General features: G+C 45.2%; 19 protein-coding genes. 18 read left to right on the forward strand and 1 reads right to left on the reverse strand.

What is annotated here, in order from left to right; translation table 11 throughout:
- The first annotated feature begins 43 nt into the window (after positions 1 to 43).
- The 18 genes from ACFVS2_RS01050 (at position 44) to ACFVS2_RS01135 (ending at position 18,315) form a co-directional block, all read left to right on the forward strand.
- Entirely contained in the window at positions 44 to 1,735 is a 1,692-nt protein-coding gene (locus ACFVS2_RS01050; protein WP_390229956.1) for a methyl-accepting chemotaxis protein, read from the forward strand.
- Positions 1,736 to 1,759: 24 nt separating this feature from the next.
- Positions 1,760 to 4,207, forward strand: coding sequence for an EAL domain-containing protein (locus ACFVS2_RS01055; protein WP_390229959.1), 2,448 nt, complete (start codon positions 1,760 to 1,762; stop codon positions 4,205 to 4,207).
- A 42-nt stretch (positions 4,208 to 4,249) separates the two neighbouring features.
- Positions 4,250 to 6,700 carry a bifunctional diguanylate cyclase/phosphodiesterase gene (locus tag ACFVS2_RS01060; RefSeq protein ID WP_390229962.1) on the forward strand — a complete coding sequence of 817 codons (2,451 nt, stop codon included), beginning with the start codon at positions 4,250 to 4,252 and terminating at the stop codon, positions 6,698 to 6,700.
- 142 nt (positions 6,701 to 6,842) lie between these two features.
- On the forward strand, positions 6,843 to 7,046 hold the full coding sequence (copZ, locus tag ACFVS2_RS01065; RefSeq protein WP_007725825.1) for a copper chaperone CopZ: 204 nt from the start codon (positions 6,843 to 6,845) through the stop codon (positions 7,044 to 7,046).
- 101 nt (positions 7,047 to 7,147) lie between these two features.
- On the forward strand, positions 7,148 to 7,774 hold the full coding sequence (locus ACFVS2_RS01070) for a nitrite reductase (RefSeq protein WP_390229965.1): 627 nt from the start codon (positions 7,148 to 7,150) through the stop codon (positions 7,772 to 7,774).
- Between the two features lie 91 nt (positions 7,775 to 7,865).
- Positions 7,866 to 8,189, forward strand: a complete 324-nt coding sequence (locus ACFVS2_RS01075) for a metal-sensitive transcriptional regulator (RefSeq protein WP_016739861.1) — start codon at positions 7,866 to 7,868, stop codon at positions 8,187 to 8,189.
- Positions 8,190 to 8,317: 128 nt separating this feature from the next.
- Positions 8,318 to 9,061 carry a PIG-L deacetylase family protein gene (locus ACFVS2_RS01080; protein WP_390229968.1) on the forward strand — a complete coding sequence of 248 codons (744 nt, stop codon included), beginning with the start codon at positions 8,318 to 8,320 and terminating at the stop codon, positions 9,059 to 9,061.
- 17 nt (positions 9,062 to 9,078) lie between these two features.
- Complete coding sequence (locus tag ACFVS2_RS01085; RefSeq protein WP_390229971.1) at positions 9,079 to 10,896, forward strand: ABC transporter substrate-binding protein; 1,818 nt, start codon at positions 9,079 to 9,081, stop codon at positions 10,894 to 10,896.
- A gap of 93 nt (positions 10,897 to 10,989) precedes the next feature.
- On the forward strand, positions 10,990 to 11,967 hold the full coding sequence (locus tag ACFVS2_RS01090) for an ABC transporter permease (protein WP_390229974.1): 978 nt from the start codon (positions 10,990 to 10,992) through the stop codon (positions 11,965 to 11,967).
- A complete protein-coding gene (locus ACFVS2_RS01095; RefSeq protein WP_390229979.1) occupies positions 11,960 to 12,814 on the forward strand; it encodes an ABC transporter permease in 855 nt (284 codons plus the stop codon). The genes ACFVS2_RS01090 and ACFVS2_RS01095 overlap by 8 nt, the downstream gene beginning before the upstream one ends.
- A 6-nt stretch (positions 12,815 to 12,820) precedes the next feature.
- On the forward strand, positions 12,821 to 13,777 hold the full coding sequence (locus ACFVS2_RS01100; protein WP_390229982.1) for an ABC transporter ATP-binding protein: 957 nt from the start codon (positions 12,821 to 12,823) through the stop codon (positions 13,775 to 13,777).
- A gap of 3 nt (positions 13,778 to 13,780) precedes the next feature.
- Positions 13,781 to 14,827 (forward strand): ABC transporter ATP-binding protein, encoded by a 1,047-nt coding sequence (locus ACFVS2_RS01105; RefSeq protein WP_390229986.1) that lies wholly within the window; start codon positions 13,781 to 13,783, stop codon positions 14,825 to 14,827.
- Positions 14,828 to 14,949: 122 nt separating this feature from the next.
- Positions 14,950 to 15,822 (forward strand): cupredoxin domain-containing protein, encoded by an 873-nt coding sequence (locus ACFVS2_RS01110; protein ID WP_390232344.1) that lies wholly within the window; start codon positions 14,950 to 14,952, stop codon positions 15,820 to 15,822.
- A gap of 106 nt (positions 15,823 to 15,928) precedes the next feature.
- The gene (locus tag ACFVS2_RS01115) at positions 15,929 to 16,678 is read left to right on the forward strand and encodes a cytochrome c biogenesis CcdA family protein (protein ID WP_390229989.1); all 750 of its coding nucleotides are present in this window, start codon (positions 15,929 to 15,931) and stop codon (positions 16,676 to 16,678) included.
- 36 nt (positions 16,679 to 16,714) lie between these two features.
- Entirely contained in the window at positions 16,715 to 17,098 is a 384-nt protein-coding gene (locus ACFVS2_RS01120) for a rhodanese-like domain-containing protein (protein ID WP_390229992.1), read from the forward strand.
- A 129-nt stretch (positions 17,099 to 17,227) separates the two neighbouring features.
- Positions 17,228 to 17,455: a spore coat associated protein CotJA gene (locus tag ACFVS2_RS01125; protein ID WP_390229995.1), complete on the forward strand. Its 228-nt coding sequence runs from the start codon at positions 17,228 to 17,230 to the stop codon at positions 17,453 to 17,455.
- A complete protein-coding gene (locus ACFVS2_RS01130; protein ID WP_390229998.1) occupies positions 17,452 to 17,724 on the forward strand; it encodes a spore coat protein CotJB in 273 nt (90 codons plus the stop codon). The genes ACFVS2_RS01125 and ACFVS2_RS01130 overlap by 4 nt, the downstream gene beginning before the upstream one ends.
- A gap of 21 nt (positions 17,725 to 17,745) precedes the next feature.
- On the forward strand, positions 17,746 to 18,315 hold the full coding sequence (locus ACFVS2_RS01135; RefSeq protein ID WP_007725798.1) for a manganese catalase family protein: 570 nt from the start codon (positions 17,746 to 17,748) through the stop codon (positions 18,313 to 18,315).
- A gap of 77 nt (positions 18,316 to 18,392) precedes the next feature.
- Here the strand turns inward: ACFVS2_RS01135 and ACFVS2_RS01140 are convergent, their stop codons facing one another.
- Entirely contained in the window at positions 18,393 to 19,532 is a 1,140-nt protein-coding gene (locus ACFVS2_RS01140; protein WP_390230001.1) for a copper amine oxidase N-terminal domain-containing protein, read from the reverse strand.
- Positions 19,533 to 19,542 lie beyond the last annotated feature (10 nt).

The following is a 19,542-nucleotide window of genomic DNA, read 5'->3' on the forward strand; positions in this document are numbered from 1 at the left end:
TGAAGGAATAATTCGTAGAATTACGATGGAGGAAACAACTATTATGAAGTTGACGGTAAGGAAAAAGTTATTTTTAGGATTTTTGGCAGTGTTATTACTTTTAGTGGCAGTAGCAGGGATTGGTTTTTCTCAGATTTCTTCCATCGATTCCCGTTATGGGAGGATGATTGAAGACCGAGTTAACAAGGAGATGTTGTCCAAGGACATTATTGCAAGTGTCAGTGAACGACAAAAGTATGCACGCGGATATGTCATTGTAGGCGATGATAGCTACCTGACGGGGTATTCAAAAGCAAATGACCGTTATAAAGAGCTTACAGCAGAAATGTTCAATTTGGGCATGACTTCTGAAGGGCAAAAACTCGTAACAGAGATGAATGAGCTACATGCCCAACACGAGGAAATTATTGATCGGGTTGTAGTCTTAAAACAACAAAACAAGGTAGAAGAGTACACGCGCTTGGTCAGAGATGAATGTACGCCAGTCGGCGAATTGTTCATTCAAAAAGCCCAAGAATTTGTTGCTCTCGAACAGAAGCTATTGGAACAAGATATTGCCGAGCTGGATAGCGGTATTCAATCTACGAAGCTCCTGGTTGTCTTGCTTAGCTTACTTGCTCTTCTCACAGGAGCAGGTATCGCCTTCATGATTGGACGTGCCATTTCTCAGCCCGTTTTACTGATCACGAATGCAGCCGAACAAATTGCCGCAGGGAACTTGGCCTCAGCAGAAATTCAAATCAAGAATCGCGACGAAATCGGTGATCTGGCCCGCCATTTTTCCCAAATGAAGCATAATCTGCAAGATTTATTAGCACGAGTCTCCTTCCATTCACAACAAGTAGCCGCCTCCTCCGAGGAATTGACAGCCAGCTCCGAATTAACACGTCAGACAGCAGAGAACGTATCCCAATCGATCCAAGGTATTGCAGCAGGTGCTGAGCAGCAAGTAAATGATGCAGAGAATGCCACACAGATTGCCGTGAGCATCTCGCAAGTTATGCAGCAAGTATCAATGAGCATGGATCATGCGATCAGCTCATCCATTGAAGCGAACAAAACAGCAACCGAAGGCAATGAAGTGGTTGCCCAATCAATCGAACAAATGAATGAGATTAATCAAAGAGTGAGCTCTTCTACCGAAGTGGTCAATATGCTCGGCGAAAAATCCAAAGAAGTCGGTTCAATCGTTTCGATTATTACGGAAATCGCGAGTCAAACGAATTTATTGGCGTTAAACGCAGCGATTGAAGCGGCGAGAGCGGGAGAACAGGGAAGAGGATTCGCAGTTGTAGCAGATGAAGTTCGCAAATTAGCAGAACAGTCCGCGCAAGCAGCTTCGCAGATCGCTTCTATCATCGGGGATATTCAAAGAGATACGGAAAAGGCGATTCACGTCATGAGTCAAGGGGACGTAGCAGTTAAAGAAGGAGTCATCATGATCGAACAAGCTGGGGTTGCCTTCTATAAAATTTTGGGGGTAGTAGACGAAGTCTCGAAAAGAACACAAGAAATGTCAGGACAAATCAATGAAGCCAATAACGGAACTGTTTCCGTAGTGGAATTTATAGAGGGAATTGCGCATGTTTCAAGAATGGCAGCGGAAAACACGCAAAGCGTAGTTGCTTCTGTACAAGAACAAACAGCTTCTATGGAACAGATTACAACCGCTTCCAGTACACTCGCCGAAATGGCAGAAGAGCTGCAGCATTCCATTCGTAAGTTTCAATTGTAATGCGAGAACAGGCGGGGGTGCCATGTGTTTAATCAAATCAGAGATGTAAAGTATGCATTATCTGCATTGGAAGAGTCATCAGTTATTTCGATAACAGATGAAAAAGGAATCATCACCTACGTCAATCACAACTTCTGTCAAGTATCCAAGTTTAGTAGAGAGGAATTAATCGGAGAGAACCATAACATCGTCGATTCCGGTTTCCATCCGCGAGACTATTTTAAATCGCTATGGGATACCATCAGCCGAGGAAAAGTATGGAAAGGCGAGATGAAAAATCGGGCGAAGGACGGTACGGAATATTGGCTTAGCATGACGTTAGTACCGTTCATGAACGACAGTGGATTCCTTTATCAGTACGTGGCAATCGGGACGGACATCACGAAACGAAAGCAGATGGAAGAGTCTCTTTCAAAGACAATGAAGGACTTGCACGATATCAAAAATGCACTGGATGAATCTTCGATTGTAGCGATTACAGACGATAAAGGCGTCATTACTTATGTAAATGACAAGTTTTGTGAAATCTCCAGATACGAAGTGGATGAATTGGTTGGAAATACACATCGGGTCATTAACTCTCGCTATCATTCCAAGTCGTTTTTTAAATTGATGTGGGAAACGATCAAGCAAGGACGTGTCTGGAAGGGCGAAGTGAAGAATCGAGCCAAAAACGGTAATGAATACTGGATGAATACGACCATCGTTCCATTTCTAGACGACCGGGGAGTTCCGTATCAATATGTTTCGATTCGTACGGATATTACCGACCGCATTGAAGCAGAGGCAGCTTTGGCAGAAGCATTGCAGAACGATTTTCGCCGGACGGTTCAAAACTTGCAAAACTGTGTGTTCAAGATCGTGACAGATCCAAAAGGGAACATCACCTATACCTTGTGTGAAGGGAAGATTGCGGAAGAGCTCGGGCTAACGTCTGAGAGGATGTTGAGAAAAACGTCGTATGAAATCTTTCCTTATGAGGTAGCGGAGCAAATGGAAAGCTCTTTTCGCAGAGCTTTTGCTGGCGAGCCCGTTACCTTCGAACTGAAACTATCCGGAAATGATTATTACATTACGTTGTCACCTATTGAGGAAAACGGAGAAATCGTGGAAATGGTAGGCTCCATGATTGACATCACCGAGAGAAAAAAGGCCGAAGAAACGATTCGCTACATGGCCCATTACGATTCCTTAACCAACCTGCCTAATCGAACGCTTTTTCATGAAAAACTGGCAGAGGCCATGCTCAAAGCAAAGCAAAAAGATGAGAAAATCGGCGTCATGTTCATCGATTTGGATCGATTCAAAAACATAAATGATACGCTGGGTCACTCCATAGGGGATGTCCTTTTACAAGCAGTAGCAAATCGTCTCATCGGTTGTTTGCGAAAAGAAGATTCTGTTTCTCGACTAGGCGGAGATGAGTTCGCCATCTTTCTCACAGGTGTCACACACAAAGAGGTTGGTGAAATTGCGCAGCGAATCATCACGAGCATGTCCGAATCGATTACGTTGGACCATATCGAAATCTTTATAACACCAAGTATCGGCATCAGCATGTTTCCGGAGGATGGAGACGATATTGAAGCGCTGTTGAAGCATGCAGACGCTGCCATGTATTTGGCAAAAGAGCAAGGGAAAAATAATTATCAATTTTTCTCGGAGGAGCTGCATCAGGTTTTAGCCAAAAAGCTACAGCTTGAAAGAGAGCTGCGAAAAGCTTTGGATGAGAAACAATTTACGCTGCACTACCAACCGAAGATTCAATTGCAAACGGGCCAGATTATTGGCATGGAGGCGTTGATTCGTTGGGAACATCCAGACCTTGGTCTCATCCCACCTATTCAATTTATCCCGATCGCAGAAGAAACAGGCTTAATCGTACCGCTTGGGGAATGGGTAATGCGAACGGCTTGCCAACAGACAAGAGTGTGGCAGAAAGCAGGCTTTACGCAGCTGGCGGTTGCGGTGAATATATCCTTACGCCAATTTATGCAAAACAATCTCATTGAGATGATTACCTCGATCCTTGAAGAAACAGGCTTATCTCCGCAATACTTGGAGCTGGAAATCACGGAAAGCATGGCGCTAAATGTAGACTATACGATTCGGATTTTGAATCGCTTGAAAGGTCTTGGGATTAGCATCAGTATCGATGATTTCGGGACGGGCTACAGTTCTTTGAGCTATCTAAGTCAATTTCCGATCGATCGGCTCAAAATCGACCAATCCTTTGTCCGGAATTTGAATCCACGGAATCAAGCGATTATTAAAACGATCATCCATATGGCACACAACATGAAAATTGCTGTTATTGCAGAGGGTGTAGAAACACAAGAACATGTTGATTTTCTAAAGGAACAAATGTGTAATGAAGTCCAAGGGTACTTCTACAGTAAACCGCTGCCCATGAAAGAAATCGATTCCTACTTGCAGGTAAATCGTTATGGTGAATCAGGCAGCATGGTTTAAGTGAAACCATCCAGATTAACAAAAGGAAAGTGGTGAAGGAGCTTGGATCACCAGATACATGGGACGTACGACAATTTCCTTGTGATACTATCTTATTTAATCGCGGTTGCAGCTTCTTTTTCTGCTCTCAACCTGGCAGCCAGAGTGAGTACAAGTAAGGGGAAGCATCAGCTACTCTGGTTAATTTTTGGTGCCACAACGATGGGGCTTGGAATATGGTCCATGCATTTTGTCGGAATGCTGGCACTTACCCTCCCTATTAAGGTTCTGTATGACATGGAGTATGTCATCCTATCTGTCATTCTTGCTATTTTTGTCTCAAGCATAGCCTTGTTTACCGTCACGAAAAGCAACCTCAATGCACGACAGTTAGGTATCGCGGGAATTTTGATGGCCGCAGGAATATCTGGAATGCACTACGTTGGAATGGCCGCGATGATTATCGAAATTACATACGATATGTGGATCGTCATTTTATCTATTATCATTGCAGCGACTGCTTCGGCAGCGGCACTTTGGCTCTTGTTTTACTTTCGCCGCGATCAGTCGAAATACGCGTATTTATACAAATTGGGCAGTTCACTCATTATGGGAGCTGCAATAGCGGGTATGCATTACACTGGGATGGTTGCAGCGCATTTCTACGTAACGGAACTGCCGACAACCGAGGTGGAAACGCAAATCGAACCGGAGACCTTGGCCTATATCATTGTCTTAGCCACTTTTTTACTGATCGGCATTACATTGTTTGGATTGTTTATTAACAAACGACTCTCGCAAAAAGATACGGTCATTCAGGAAAATGAAAGCTGGTATCGCTCCCTTTATAAAAATAATGAGTACGGCATTATTTCCTTAGATACAGGTGGATGTATTATCAAAATGAACCCAGCTGTCACGAAGATTGGTGGTCTGAGTGAGGAAGAATTCATGAATCAACATGTATCCAAAATTGGCATGCATATTGTTGAGGAGAAAAGGGACATCACTAAAGATTCTTTTGCCCAGTCGTTTCAGCCCATTCGTAATAATTTTGAGACGACCATCCTTCATCCGAACGGAAATCGCGTAGAGCTGAGTGTACTCAATGTCCCGGTTGAGATTGAGGGAGAAGTGGTGGGGAATCACATCATTGTGAAGGATATTACCGAAGAGAATCGCGTGAAAGAAAAAATCAGATATTTGGCTTATCACGATGAGCTGACCGACTTACCGAACCGAAGAAAGTTTAATCAAGTCCTTCATCAATCCATTGAAAAAAGTAGCCAAGATTCATCGAGCTTTGCCGTCATGGTTATCGACATCGATCGGTTCAAAATGATCAATGATTCCTTGGGACACTCCTACGGCGATATCTTTTTGCAGGGGGTCAGCGACAGAATCGTAAAAAATGCGGAAGGGTACCACGCAACAATTGCCCGGATGGGTGGAGATGAATTTACCATCCTCTGCGAAACAGGAACGGACCGACGGGAAGCAGAGAGTTTAGCGGATAAGATCATTGAAGCATTGAAACAGCCATTCTCGCTAAAAGACAGTGAATTTTACATATCAGCAAGTATTGGAACGGCGATATTCCCAGACCACGGAACGGATGCTGGCGCGCTGCTCAAAAAAGCGGATACGGCCATGTACGAGGTGAAAAAACAGGGGAAAAATGGTCACCTGTTCTATACACCCGATTTTGATGTCCAATTGCTAGAAAATATTGAAATAGAAAGCGATCTCAGAAAAGCAATTGAACGTAACGAGCTGGTAGTGTATTACCAACCTCAATTTCATGCGGAAAGTAATCGCATGATCGGAGTGGAGGCGCTCGTCAGGTGGAATCATCCGACCAAAGGGATGCTTTCACCAGGAGTGTTTATCCCTATTGCTGAAGAGACAGGGTTGATCTATGAGATCGGTACATGGGTGCTTCGCGAGGCGTGCAGGCAAATGAAGCATTGGCATGATGAAGGGGGACCGTTGATCCCCGTATCCGTCAACTTGTCCTCCCATCAATTTCACCAACGGAACCTCGTCCAGTACATCAAAAATATCCTCGAGGAAACCAAGCTTGCCCCGCACTTTTTAGAACTGGAAATCACGGAGAGCATGATGATGGACCCGGCTGTATCGATCAGTATCCTGCATGAGTTAAACAAAATCGGAACGAGAATCAGTCTGGATGATTTTGGAACCGGTTACAGCTCTTTGAGCTATTTGAAAAAGTTCCCGATCCACAAACTAAAAATTGACCGCTCCTTCATAACAGACCTGTCTCGAAATGATAACGATAAAGCCATTGTGGCCACCATTATTTCGATGGCGAAGCATCTGAAATTGGATGTGATTGCAGAAGGTATTGAAACGAAGGATCAATTAGACATTTTGACAGAAAATCATTGCAAGGAAATTCAAGGGTACTATTATAGTCGCCCATTATCTGCCAATGAGGTGGAGCACGTGTTTTTTGCTCCCATCAGAAATCATCTCAGCCAAGAAGCGTAAGGAAAACTCCCTGTCTTTTATAGATGGGGAGCTTTTTTGTATGTACACAGCAGGAAAATGTAAAATTGGGTATTGCATACCCTACAGGGGTATCGTAAAATGTAATCAAGTAAAGCTTCCCAAAAACAAAGGAGGATGTAAAATGAATGTCACTTTGAACGTACAAGGAATGTCCTGCAATCACTGCGTTATCTCCATAGAAGGTGCACTTCAAAAACTAGACGGGGTTAGCAAAGCAACGGTAAGCCTTGCTGACAATCAGGTAAGCGTGACTTTTGATGAATCCGTTGTTTCGCTGGACAATGTGAAAGAGACCATTGAAGATCAAGGATACGATGTCGTTTAAGGAAAGGTTGCGGGAAAGGCTGTGATTGTAGAATTGCAGTCTTTCTTATAGCTTGCAGTTAACCGAAAATTAAAAATTCAAATGCGTAGGAGGAATGCCTTTTGAAGCGTGTACAGTTTGCCGTAAGTCCAGAAATTCGTGTCGGCGGTTCTGTGTTTACCCCAACAGATATGGTGGCGATCGGTCAAATCGTTGGCGAGGATGCACAAATTGAACTTTCAACCTTTCAGCAGCTTATTGTCGAGATGAATGAAGAGAAGGCTGAGAATGCGAAAAAAGCGCTGCGTGAAAAAGGCTTATGCGTGTACGAAACGGGCTCTGTTGTGAAGAATTTGTCTGTCTGTTCTTTTTGCAAAGGAGCAGAGATTGAAGGGCTAGAGGCAGCGAGAAATTTGAATGATACGATCGCAGGGATGGTCGTTCCTTTTACGGTGAGAGTCGGTTATACGGGCTGCCCAAATGCCTGTGGAGAGCCGTTGGTAAAAGATATCGGGATCGTCAAGCGAAAAGAAACCTTTGAAATTTACGTCGGAGGCCAATCGAAAACAATGGAGGCCAAAACAGCCGAGCTCCTGGTCGAGCAGGTGAAGGAAGAACAATTATCCTCCATCGTCCAAAGCATCATTACGTTGTATCAGACGCAAGGGAAAAAGAGAGAGAAGTTTTTCAAGTTTGTCGAGCGATATGGATTGGAAAATGTCCGAAAAGAATTGGGGCTGTCTTCCTGACAGATATGTGAATATGGAACTTGCTACATTTTGAAAATTTGGATTATAATCGAAGCGTATGTTTGCTAGGATGATTAGAGGAGGAATCTCATTGTCAAGTGCAGAATTGAACGTTGTACAGTCTTGTCATACATCAGATCGAAACAGTCATCATTCAGAAAAAACCAAGCAAAACTTGCAGGCGCGCCTCAATCGGATTGAGGGACAGATTCGCGGGATTAAAGGCATGGTGGAGAAGGATGCTTATTGTGATGATGTCTTGAATCAAATTGCTGCGGTACAATCTGCCTTAAATTCAGTGGGACGTATCCTTTTGGAAGGACATATGAAATCCTGTGTGATTGAACGCATCCAAGAAGGGGACAGCGCAGTCATTGACGAGCTGTTAACCACGATGAATAAGCTGATGAAATAAAAAGCTTCAGAAATGAAGCTTTTTTATTATTGCGAAATATAGGTTAGTGGGGTATAGTATTTTCAAGTCAGAATATTTTCATAATACAGAAAATATCAATCAAACAGGATGACAAGGGAGATGAAAAAATGGGCAAGAAAATGTTGCTGTTAGGTGTGTACGGCATGGAAGTGGTGGAGTGTGGCGGTGCTCTTGCCATTAACGTGAACAATGGAGGGGAATCGTACGCCTCGATCATACTGTCTAGCGAAAAATCACGCCCGCAAGTTACAGAGGCGGCAGCGGTATTGGGGGTTCAAATGTATTTTCCCGGCTTTCAATCCGGTTATGTTGATGTCAGTCCGGAGTCCAAGAAAAAGCTCGTACAGATTATCCGGGAAGTGAAGCCAGATATTATCATTACGCAGGACCCGGAACATTCTTTTCACGACTTGGACCCAGACCGTAGGCAGGCCATGATTTTAATCTTAGAAAGTATCGCATTGGCAAGTCGGGAGTTTGCTTTAGATGAAATGCCTGGCTTGGAGGCACATCCGATCCCGGCGCTCTATTACATGACTCCGCATCAACCCAACTGTGTCGTTGATATTTCGTCAGTGTGGGAACAGAAAAATCGAGCGATGGATGTCTTGCACAGTCAGATGGAGTTCAGTGGCCGACATTTTGAAGAAGCGATAGATGCGAAGGCAATGGAGGCTATCGTCCCTGGGTTTTCCGCGTTGCCCTCTGACTACGAAAAGGGAAGAGCAGTGCACAAGGTACTCGATCAAGCCATTCACGTCTATCACGGTTTGGCAACACATGGTCATTTTACATTAGCAGAAGCATATAAACGTGATGGGAACTTTCATTTGAAAGAACTGATCAACTAATAGGAGAGAGATGTCGGATGAAGCATAATCGAATCGGGATCATATGGCTGCTCATCGCTCTGGTTTCCGCGTTGTTCGCTATTCCGGCTGGTGCCGAGAATCACAGGGAGGTGAAGCTTGGGATCACACAGGATGAACGCTCCTTGAATCTATACACATACAATACCGGCTTTCCTGGACTCGAGCTGGTTAATCTTCTTTACGACCCGCTATTTATCCTCGATAAAAGCAACAAACCCATTCCTTGGCTGGTCAAAGAATTCACGGTATCCGGCGACGGCAAGCAATACAAAATGATCTTGCATGACCAAATCTTGTGGCAGGACGGAAAGCCTTTGACCTCAGAGGATGTGAAGTTCACCTACGAATACTTGTTGAAATATAAAAAATCCCGCTTTACAACCCCAGCTGCACTCGTGAAAAGCATTCAAACACCCGACCCAACCACCGTAATCATGGAGCTTGAGAAGCCTGAACCAGATTTCTTCATTCAACCTCTCGCTGATTTGCCAATTCTCCCGAAACATATTTGGAGCTCTGTGACGGATCCTGATAACTTCAACAATTCCTTGGGGAGCGGTCCTTTCATTTTAGAGGATTACAAAAAGGATCAATTCTATAAGCTGAAAGCGAACCCGCAGTACTTTAAAGGCAAACCGGAAATCGATACGTTAGTCATCCCCATCATCGCAGAAGCTAACGCCATGTTTACAGCACTCGCGGCCGGGCAGCTGGATGTCATCAGTCGCAGAGTCCAACCGGAACTCGTCAAAGAGTTTGAAAGCAATCCGTCAATTAAAGTGGAAAGAGGCCCCGGTTTTGCTACAACGTTACTCCAATTCAACGCCGAAAAGTTCCCGATGTCCGATCAAAAATTTCGCCAAGCGATTAGTCTTGCTATCGACCCGCAATACTTGGTAGATACGGTTTTGCTCGGCTTTGGCACAAAAGGAAGTCCCGGCTTTATTCATCCAGCTACTTCTTCTTACAACAAGGCAGTCGTACATAAGACCGATGTTGAACAAGCCAAATCCATTCTTGAACAAGCAGGCTATAAAGACACGAACAATGATGGCTTGCGAGAGGCGCCAGATGGCAAAAAGCTCGAACTCGTCAATCTAGTCCAATCAAACAACCCTTCTAGCATACGCTCTGCTGAAATCATTGCCGGATGGATGAAAACGATCGGGATTGATATGAAAGTTCGACCGATGGACCCCGATACCGTGATTAGTCTTGTCTGGCCCGAATATGATGTCACCAAAGGCCGGAATTATGACATGACGATGTTTGGCTGGTCGACTACGATGCAGCTGTTCCCTGCCAGATTGATTGATTTGTTCCACTCCGATCTAGCTGGCAAAGGAGGAACCAATATTGGCGGATTCAAAAGTGCAGAGTTTGACAAGCTGGCTGAACAGTTCGATGCCACATTGGAACCGGAAAAACGCCTACAGATTATCAATCAGATGCAAGAGCAGGTAGCCAAAGATTATCCGATCGTCCCTCTGTACTATGCTGAGGAAATTGGTGCGTACAATCCCGCTAAATACGACGGGTGGGTATTCCAGGATGGGAAAGGCATCATCAACAAGCTCTCCTTTGTTTCCAATGGCGAAAAAGCGGCTGTGACAACGGAACAGCCAGCAGCAACACCTGCAAGCACAACGCCTGCTACTGCTACAGAAAGTGCTACATCTGTATCCACAGAAGCACAGGCGAATGCGAATACGGGAAAAGGCACGACCTCGATCGTGACCATTCTCATTATTATCGTTGTCGTAGCGGGTGGATGGTATTTGCTCAGCAGAAGAAAAACGAAGAGCGAACGGTAAGCATGTTGACAGCTTCCTCTGCAGTAATGCTCCTAAAGGTTATTGCGGGGGAACCATTTGTTCCTGTTGATTATCGAAAGAAGAGGTGTACTCATGACCCGATTTCTAACAGGCAAGGTCACTCAATATATTTTCGTTATTTTTATTATGCTGACATTGAACTTCCTCCTCCCTCGTTTGATGCCAGGCAGTCCCCTCGCGTATATAGCGGGAGAAGACATCATGCTCATGACGACGGAAGAGAAGGAGGCCATATTAGAGGCGCACGGATTGAATAAATCACTCTTGGAGCAATACGTCATCTATTTGGGAAATATGGCGACGATGGATTTCGGCTATTCCTACCAACAAAAGATGCCGATAACGGAGTTGATTTCAGAGCGGTTGCCGTGGACGATGCTGTTAACTGGATTGAACTTAGTGATTTCTACCTTGTTAGGCGTCATTTTTGGGACGATATCTGCCTGGAAATGGGGGAAAAGAAGCGATGTTAGTCTCTTAACGATTTTTATGTTTTTAAGCGCGATGCCGTCCTTCTGGCTGGGCATGATTCTGGTAGCGATTTTTGCCGCACAATGGGGGCTGTTTCCCATCTTTGGCGCGCAGACGGCATGGAGCAATTTGACTGGCTTAGATCGCGTTACCGACATTGCCCATCATCTCGTTTTACCTCTGGTGACACTCGTATTGATCACCGTTACGACAACCTATATGACGATGCGCTATTCGATGCTGAACGTGCTGGGCGAGGACTACATTATGATGGCCAGAGCCAAAGGCGTAAAAGAAAAAATGATCAAATACCGTCATGCGATGCGGAATGCGTTACTCCCGGTAGCTACGGTTTTTATGCTCAGTCTCGGTAATATTTTTGGAGGGGCAACGGTGATTGAAACCGTGTTTGCCTACCCAGGCATCGGCAGGCTGATGTTTGAGGCCGTCTTAAGCAGGGACTATCCGGTGATACAGGCTGCTTTTCTTATCATTACACTGAGCGTAGTCATCGCCAACTTCCTAGCGGACATCTTATACCCGATTCTCGATCCAAAGGTGGGAAGGAACAATGGATAAAGGCAAATGGCTGCAGTACTGGACCATTTTTCAATCTAGCCGACTCGGGGCGATTGGTATCATCATCCTACTTTTGTTTGTAATTGTTGCGCTAGCGGCACCACTCCTAGCACCTTTTGACCCGGACGAACGTGTAGCTGCGCCATTTCTTCCGCCAGGCGGAGATTATGTACTCGGAACCAATGACGTTGGACAAGACATCTTTAGCGAGCTCCTGTACGGCTCGCGCATTTCATTGACGATCGGTATTTTAGCTGCGTTGTTTTCTATCTTGCTCGGTTCTCTTGTGGGGATCGTTGCCGGATACTTCGGGGGAAAAATCGATTCTGCTTTAATGAGACTGGTAGATTTGGTACTCGTTGTGCCTTTTTTGCCTTTGATGATTTTGCTCGCCGCGTTTATCGGTCCGAGCTTTTGGAATCTCATTTTCGTCATTACCGTATTGACCTGGGCATCTCCTGCTAGGGTGGTTCGCTCACAGGTCCTTACGATAAAAACGAAAGGGTTCGTGGAGGCTGCACGATCAATTGGCAGCAGCGTTTCTACCGTGATGTTCCGTCATATTTTGCCGGGAGTCGTACCGATCGCCTTATCACAATTCATCATGGCCGCGAGCAACGCCATCTTGCTGGAAGCTTCCCTTAGTTTCCTAGGGCTGGGCGACCCTTTGAATAAAAGCTGGGGAACGACCCTGTATTATGCACAGGCCAGAAGTGCTTTCCTGACGGATGCATGGCTATGGTGGATCTTGCCACCAGGTGTGTTAATTACGGCGCTGGTTATCGGGTTTGCTTTTGCTGGCTACTCGCTGGAACAAATCTTTAATCCTCGGCTGCGGAAAGGGTGACTAGCCATGAATAAAGTTCTCGTCGTCGAAAATTTGCACACACACTTTTTTACGGCAAATGGTGTAGTAGAAGCCGTTGAGGATGTCAGCTTTCACCTGGAAAAGGGGGAAATGCTCGGGCTGATCGGAGAGTCTGGCTGCGGGAAGTCCACCGTGATTCAGTCCATTCTGCGATTACTCGAATACCCGGGGAAGGTCATGAGCGGGAAAGCCATGCTGGGTGGAGTCGACTTGTTGCAGGCGCCAGCAGAGCAGATCGAGAAGCTTCGCTGGAAATCAATTTCTGTTATTCCCCAAAGCGCGATGAATGCCTTAAATCCTGTATTTACGGTCGGGGAACAAATTATGGAAGCGATTCTGTTACACGAAAAAATGACGATGGAGGAAGCGATTCGACGAACAGAGCAGCTATTGGAAATGGTCGGGATTCCCAAGCAAAGGCGCAAGTCGTACCCACATGAATTCAGCGGAGGAATGAAACAGCGTGTAGCCATAGCGATGGCGCTAGCCTGTAATCCGCAGGTCGTCATCTCAGATGAATCGACGACCGGACTGGATGTTTTGACCCAAGCGCAAGTCATCGCGATTTTGAAAGATCTACAACGATCTATGGACTTGTCTATTATTCTTATCTCTCACGATCTGCCGATGGTGACAGCCATCTGTGAAAGGATTGCCATTATGTATGCGGGCAAGATTGTGGAATGTGGGATAACGGAACAATTGATTACGAACCCAAGGCACCCGTACTCACAAGGTTTGCTCGCTGCCACTCCCGATATTAATGACCCCGAGAAAGAATGCCGTTCGATTCCGGGGACAGTGCCGCTGCTCATTAACCCGCCAAAAGGGTGCAGATTTCATACGAGATGCCAACATGTGCAAGACAAATGCAAGGTAGATTCACCTCCAATAAGAGAAGTGCATGAAGGGCATTTTGTATCCTGTTTTGTAGGAGGGTAAGACATGGCAATCACACAAAAGTCGCAATCCAACGATGATTTGGTGACGGTGCAAAATCTGGTCAAACGCTTTGAAAAGAAGCAGGGAGCGTTTTTTCGCAGCAAAAAGACGACGGTCTATGCAGTAAACAATGTGAATTTCTCCATTAAAAAGGGGGAGATTCTCGGGATCATCGGGGAGAGCGGGTGTGGGAAAACAACGACTGCTCGAATGATTATGCGGCTTACAAAAGAATCATCCGGTCAAATTCTTTTTGATGGGCAAGATTTGTGTCGATTAGGGGAACGGGCAGTGAGGGGAATTCGGCAAGAGATGCAAATGATTTTTCAAGACCCGTACGATTCATTGAATCCAGGAATGACTATTCTTGAAATTTTAATGGAGCCGCTCCATGCCCATAAAAAAGCGAGTACCTTTGAAGAGAAGAGGGAGAAAGTGCTTCAAATTCTCAACCATATCGAGTTAAGACCTGCCGAAAGCTATTTGCAGCGATATCCGCATCAGCTAAGCGGGGGACAGCGGCAAAGAATTGCAATCGCTCGAGCGCTCATTTTAAAACCAAAGTTCGTTGCGGCTGATGAGCCGACCTCCATGTTGGATGTGTCGGTCAGAATGGGCGTTTTGCAGCTATTAAAATCATTGAAGGAAGAAATGGGTCTGACGATGCTGTTTATTACCCATGATCTGTCGACGGCTGCCTACATGTGTGATCGGATAGCTGTTATGTATCAAGGGAATATCGTCGAGATCGGACCGACTCATGAGATTCTGTATCATCCCTCTCACCCTTACACACGTGCACTCGTAGCCGTGGTATCCGATCTTAATCATTTTCTCAAACACAGGCAAGAGCTGATAGTAGATGGGGAAGTGCAGAATGAAGGAATCCAAAGAGGATGTCCCTTCCTTGTCCGCTGCCCCCATCAGGTTGACCACTGCCGGAATATGGTACCTATGCTAGAGCGAATCTCATCCGACCACTATGTTTCATGTATCCATCACCAGGGGGAATATGAGAGCGCAAAGGCTACCAACAGGCATGCGAACTAGAAAATGGGTGAGCCCTCTCGACAGTAGTCAGAGGGTTTTCTCGTTCGTTTTGTCCTATTTTGTTGGCGTAGGACATACTTTACAATGTGGGGAATATACTCGGGGGTGGTATCTTGAGCGCGGTGTATCAGGTCCTGATCTACGTCGGTTTCGCTTACGTTTGCTTCACATGGTTTATATGGCGACGAAAGCAGGGAATCGATCATATGCAAGGCATGATGAGCACGATGTCTGTCAGTATGATGATTGGCTTGATTGGAGGGTTGATCCTCGGCGATGTTTACAGGGGAGACCTTTATGTATCCACCATGTGGGGAATGCTGGCAGGTGGACTGTCTGGTTTTCTGCTAGGAGTTCCATTGTCGATCCTGAGTATTGTAGAAGGAATCTTATCAGGCGTCATGGGCGGGATGATGGGCGCCATGCTGGGAGAGATGGTCCCTAGTGAAAAAGTAGAGCCTCTCCTGTTTGTTTTCGTCATGCTCTATACCGTATGTATGCTGCTCGTAGCCAAGCTGATTGATTTTAATAAAAAAGAAACGAAGTGGTCCTCCATTTTTCATCATCCTGCCGCTCCAGCTGTGTTGCTGCTTGCCGTCTTCTTCTGGTTTCAATCATTACCGTTTCCATCCCCGGCTCTTTATGCAGGCGATCGCGCGACAGAAATCAACCTCACAGCCGTCGACTTTTCCTATAAACCGAACCAATTTACCGTGAAAAAAAATACGGAGATCAAAGTCGTTTTTCAAAATGATGGCAGTGTAGAGCACGATATAGAGGTTGTGTCTCATGGAAAAATTATAACGATTTCAGAATCAAGCACGGAACATCAGCATGGAGCAATGGCTGATGGCGTGGTTCATTTGCACGCCAAACCGGGAGAGTCTGTTGAAACAGTGTGGAAGGCATTGGAGGAAGGAATCTATGAATTTTATTGTACGATCCCTGGACACAAAGAAAGCGGCATGATGGGACGCTTGCAAGTGACGGGATGAAGCAAAGGAGAGGCGAATCATGCCTTTCTTTTTTTCTTCATAGTTTCCTCACAACCTTTTTGTAAAATAAAAGAAAAGAAAAGGAAGCCCCACTCGGAGGAGAAGCATGGATTGGTATTCGTACTTGTATCAATATGGAGCATGGATCAGCAAGCCCTTTTCCGATTTGTATTACGGAATGGGTGAACAAGCACCGTTGATTGGAGCGTTGTTGCTCGGGATCGTTGGGGCGTTTGCACCGTGCCAGTTATCAGGGAATGTGGCTGCATTTACAGTGTTCGGGAAGAATGTCGTCGTCAAAGGTGGCTTTCGTAGTCATGTATGGACGTTCATCCTTGGCAAAGCAGTCGTGTATTCCGCTTTGGGAGCAATCGTATTTGCGTTTGGCGAACAACTCTCTACACAAGCGATTCCATTGTTTCAGTGGGCGAGAAAATTACTAGCACCGATGTTTATTTTGATTGGATTGTTCTTAATCGGATGGATTCGACTGCCATTTCTACATACGCAATCAATTGAGGAAAAAATCAAGCGTTTTTCGGAGCGATTTGAGGGAAAGACACAATCCTTTTGGCTTGGCGTTGCCTTTTCCCTCGGGTTTTGTCCGACGATGTTCTGGCTCTATTTTGGACTGACGATGCCTATGATGTTCACGAGCTCGTTCGGCCCGATCATTCCGACTGTATTTGCACTTGGCACGGCGCTACCGCTACTCATCGTTTTACTGCTGCTTGCCGTTGCAAGTGATAGCCCTTCTCTCATGAAGAACACAAGGAAATGGGGGGCGGTAACGCAAAAATTGGCTGGTATCGTGTTTGTCCTACTCGGTATTTCGGACTTCATGGCATTTTGGTAAGGCTGCAACAAAATAAAATACGAAAAGGTGGATCGGATGAAAAAGATATGGATAACGAGTGCTCTGGTGGTCGTGCTCGCTATGGTAGCGTTCGTATTTTGGAATACCAAACAATCATTGCAAATCATAGATTCAGAACAGTTGGCGCAATGGATGACGGGTGAAAAAGATATGGTGATTGTGGATTTGCGCGAGCCTGAATTGTTTGAAGAGGGAAGAGTCCCCAATGCCATTAATATTCCTTTTGCAGAGATTAATGAGAAATACAGGAGCATCCCCACAGACAAGAAAGTCGTCTTCGTCTGTCATACCGGAAGGATGGGAGTGGAGAGCGGAAACCTTCTGCTAGAAAATGGCTACAAAGATGTTGCGAATCTGGACGGTGGCATGGCGAAATGGACTGGACAGGTGGAATTGTAGTGTTAACCGCTTTCCTTTTACAGAGGAGAGCGGTTTCTTCGTGTTGGGGTATCAATCACGCCTACTGGGTGGGCTGCATAGTGTAGTCATGAAGGAATAGACAATGCAAGTTGGAGGAGGATATTGGCATTGCATTCGCAAACACGCGACTACTATCCGTATGTAGGTCCTTATGATCCTTGTCCGCCGATTCGGGTGAAGACGTACCAGGTGCCCGCTCAGCTGTTCATGACGTTTCAGCCGGAGAACTTACCACAATACAGCCCGATGGAAGCGTTGAAATTAGGTACGTTATGGCCGGCACTTTTTAGCCCCTATGATCCCAGACTGAGTCATTTGGGGAGGGAGCACTCATGACAGCTGAAAATAGATTTGGCGATGAACAATATTACGCATTGCTTGAACAGCTGCAAGCGATCGACTTTGTACTGGTAGAGCTCAGCCTTTATTTAGATACGCATCCCACCGATCAGAATGCGCTTCACCAGTTTAATGATTTAACGGAGCAGCGCTGGGTTTTCGCGAACGAATATGAGAAATTGTACGGGCCTTTGCAAAATCTTGGTCGCAGCTATTCAGGGTATCCGTGGCAGTGGAATGATGATCCATGGCCTTGGCAAGTTTAGAAGAGAGGGATAACGAAACCGATGTGGATTTATGAAAAAAAACTGCAGTATCCGGTTCGTGTCAGTAAGTGCGATGTAAGAATGGCGAAGTATTTGATTGAGCAATATGGAGGGGCGGATGGAGAGCTGGCAGCCGCTCTGCGCTATATGAACCAGCGGTATACGATCCCGAATAAAGTCGTAGGGTTATTAACGGATATCGCTACCGAAGAGTTTGCGCATCTCGAAATGATTGCCACGATGGTGTATAAGCTGACCAAAGACGCGACTGTCGAAGAGTTGAAGGAAGCGGGACTGGGTGACCATTACGCCAATCATGATCGGGCGCTCTTTTACAACAATGCCAGTGGTGTGCCGTGGACGGCAGCCTATATTGCTGCCAAGGGCGATCCAATCGCGGATTTGTATGAGGATATCGCTGCTGAAGAAAAAGCCCGCGCGACGTATCAATGGCTGATTGACATGACGGATGATGTTGATTTGCAGGACAGCTTGAAGTTTTTGCGAGAGCGGGAAGTCGTTCACTCTATGCGTTTTCGCGAGGCTGTAGAGATTTTGAAGGAAGAGCGGGATGCGAAGAAGATATTTTGAGGGAAAAAAAGAGAGCTGATGGGCTCTCTTTTTTCTAATTTAGTCTATCGCATAGCTGGCGAAGGTTATTGAAGTCGTTAATCTTTGCTATAATCGTATGGGATCACTATAATGGATTTCTGCCCCCATTTATGAACAAAAATAACCTCACAGTTTAACATTTCTGCAACTTCTCGTAACGGGACCACAAGAATGGTATTATTGTGCAGCTTGGCTTTTGCCGATGTAGTAACAGGGTAATTATTGATTATGAATCGATTACTTCCTGCTGGAATGGTAATCCAAATTGCGCTTCCCGGGTAGGTCTCTCGTGTGATTGTTGCGGACTGAGTTGAATCGTCCCATTGAAGAGTAGCACCAAGAGCATCCGCTAAGTCGCGAAGCGGCACATATGTGACATCATTTTCAACCAAGATTAGATCATTAAGCTTTTTATTATTAACTGTCACACTCAGGGCTGTATCTTTATAAGGTGCTGAGTTCTCATGCGTAAAAGAAAACTTTATCGTGAATATATCTTGAAAGCTATTAAACTTAGAATTGATAAAATTCATTGGTATTTGAAAGGATACGCGGGCGAATTGCCCCGGTTCTAGCCGCAATGATGAATTGATAACAGCGTGATTTGTTTCAGAATAGAAGTGTACCATTCCATTTTGAGCGGTTAATGATATTCCCGAGTATTTAAAATTTGAGGCTGTTGCCTCTCCGTGATTAATTAAAATGGTCTTGATGGAGAGATTGTCCCCGGACGGCCCAAATGTTATTGCTCCTGGTACGATGTCAGGTCTGAGTTCAGCTTTTTTTCCTAATGTAAATGTATACGTTGGTTTTAGATAAGCACCCTCGATTTGTGTGGGATTTGTAACGGAAGGAACAAGATCAAAGTCTACCATTTCGAAAAAGTCATAACCACTAGTGCCGGCTTCGAGATTATATCGTTCAATGTATTTAGGTTTCGTACTGATTTTTTGACCCTGCTTATTGAGCAAATCAATGCTTCCTTTAAGTTCAATTATTTCATAAGGACTAAGATTTCCCCAATTCAAGTATCCTTGTGCATAGTGACTTCCATCCGGCTTAGTTACAAATTTTACTTCCGTAAATTCGAACAGTAAAGGATTCTTCTCCAAAGATGCCAAGGAAACTGGAACCGAAGCAAAGAAAATAATAAAGGTCAAAGCAAGGCACGTAAAAAGTCTCACCATTTTCACCATTCCGAATCAC

Source organism: Brevibacillus sp. NPDC058079 (assembly GCF_042885155.1).
GTDB lineage: Bacteria > Bacillota > Bacilli > Brevibacillales > Brevibacillaceae > Brevibacillus.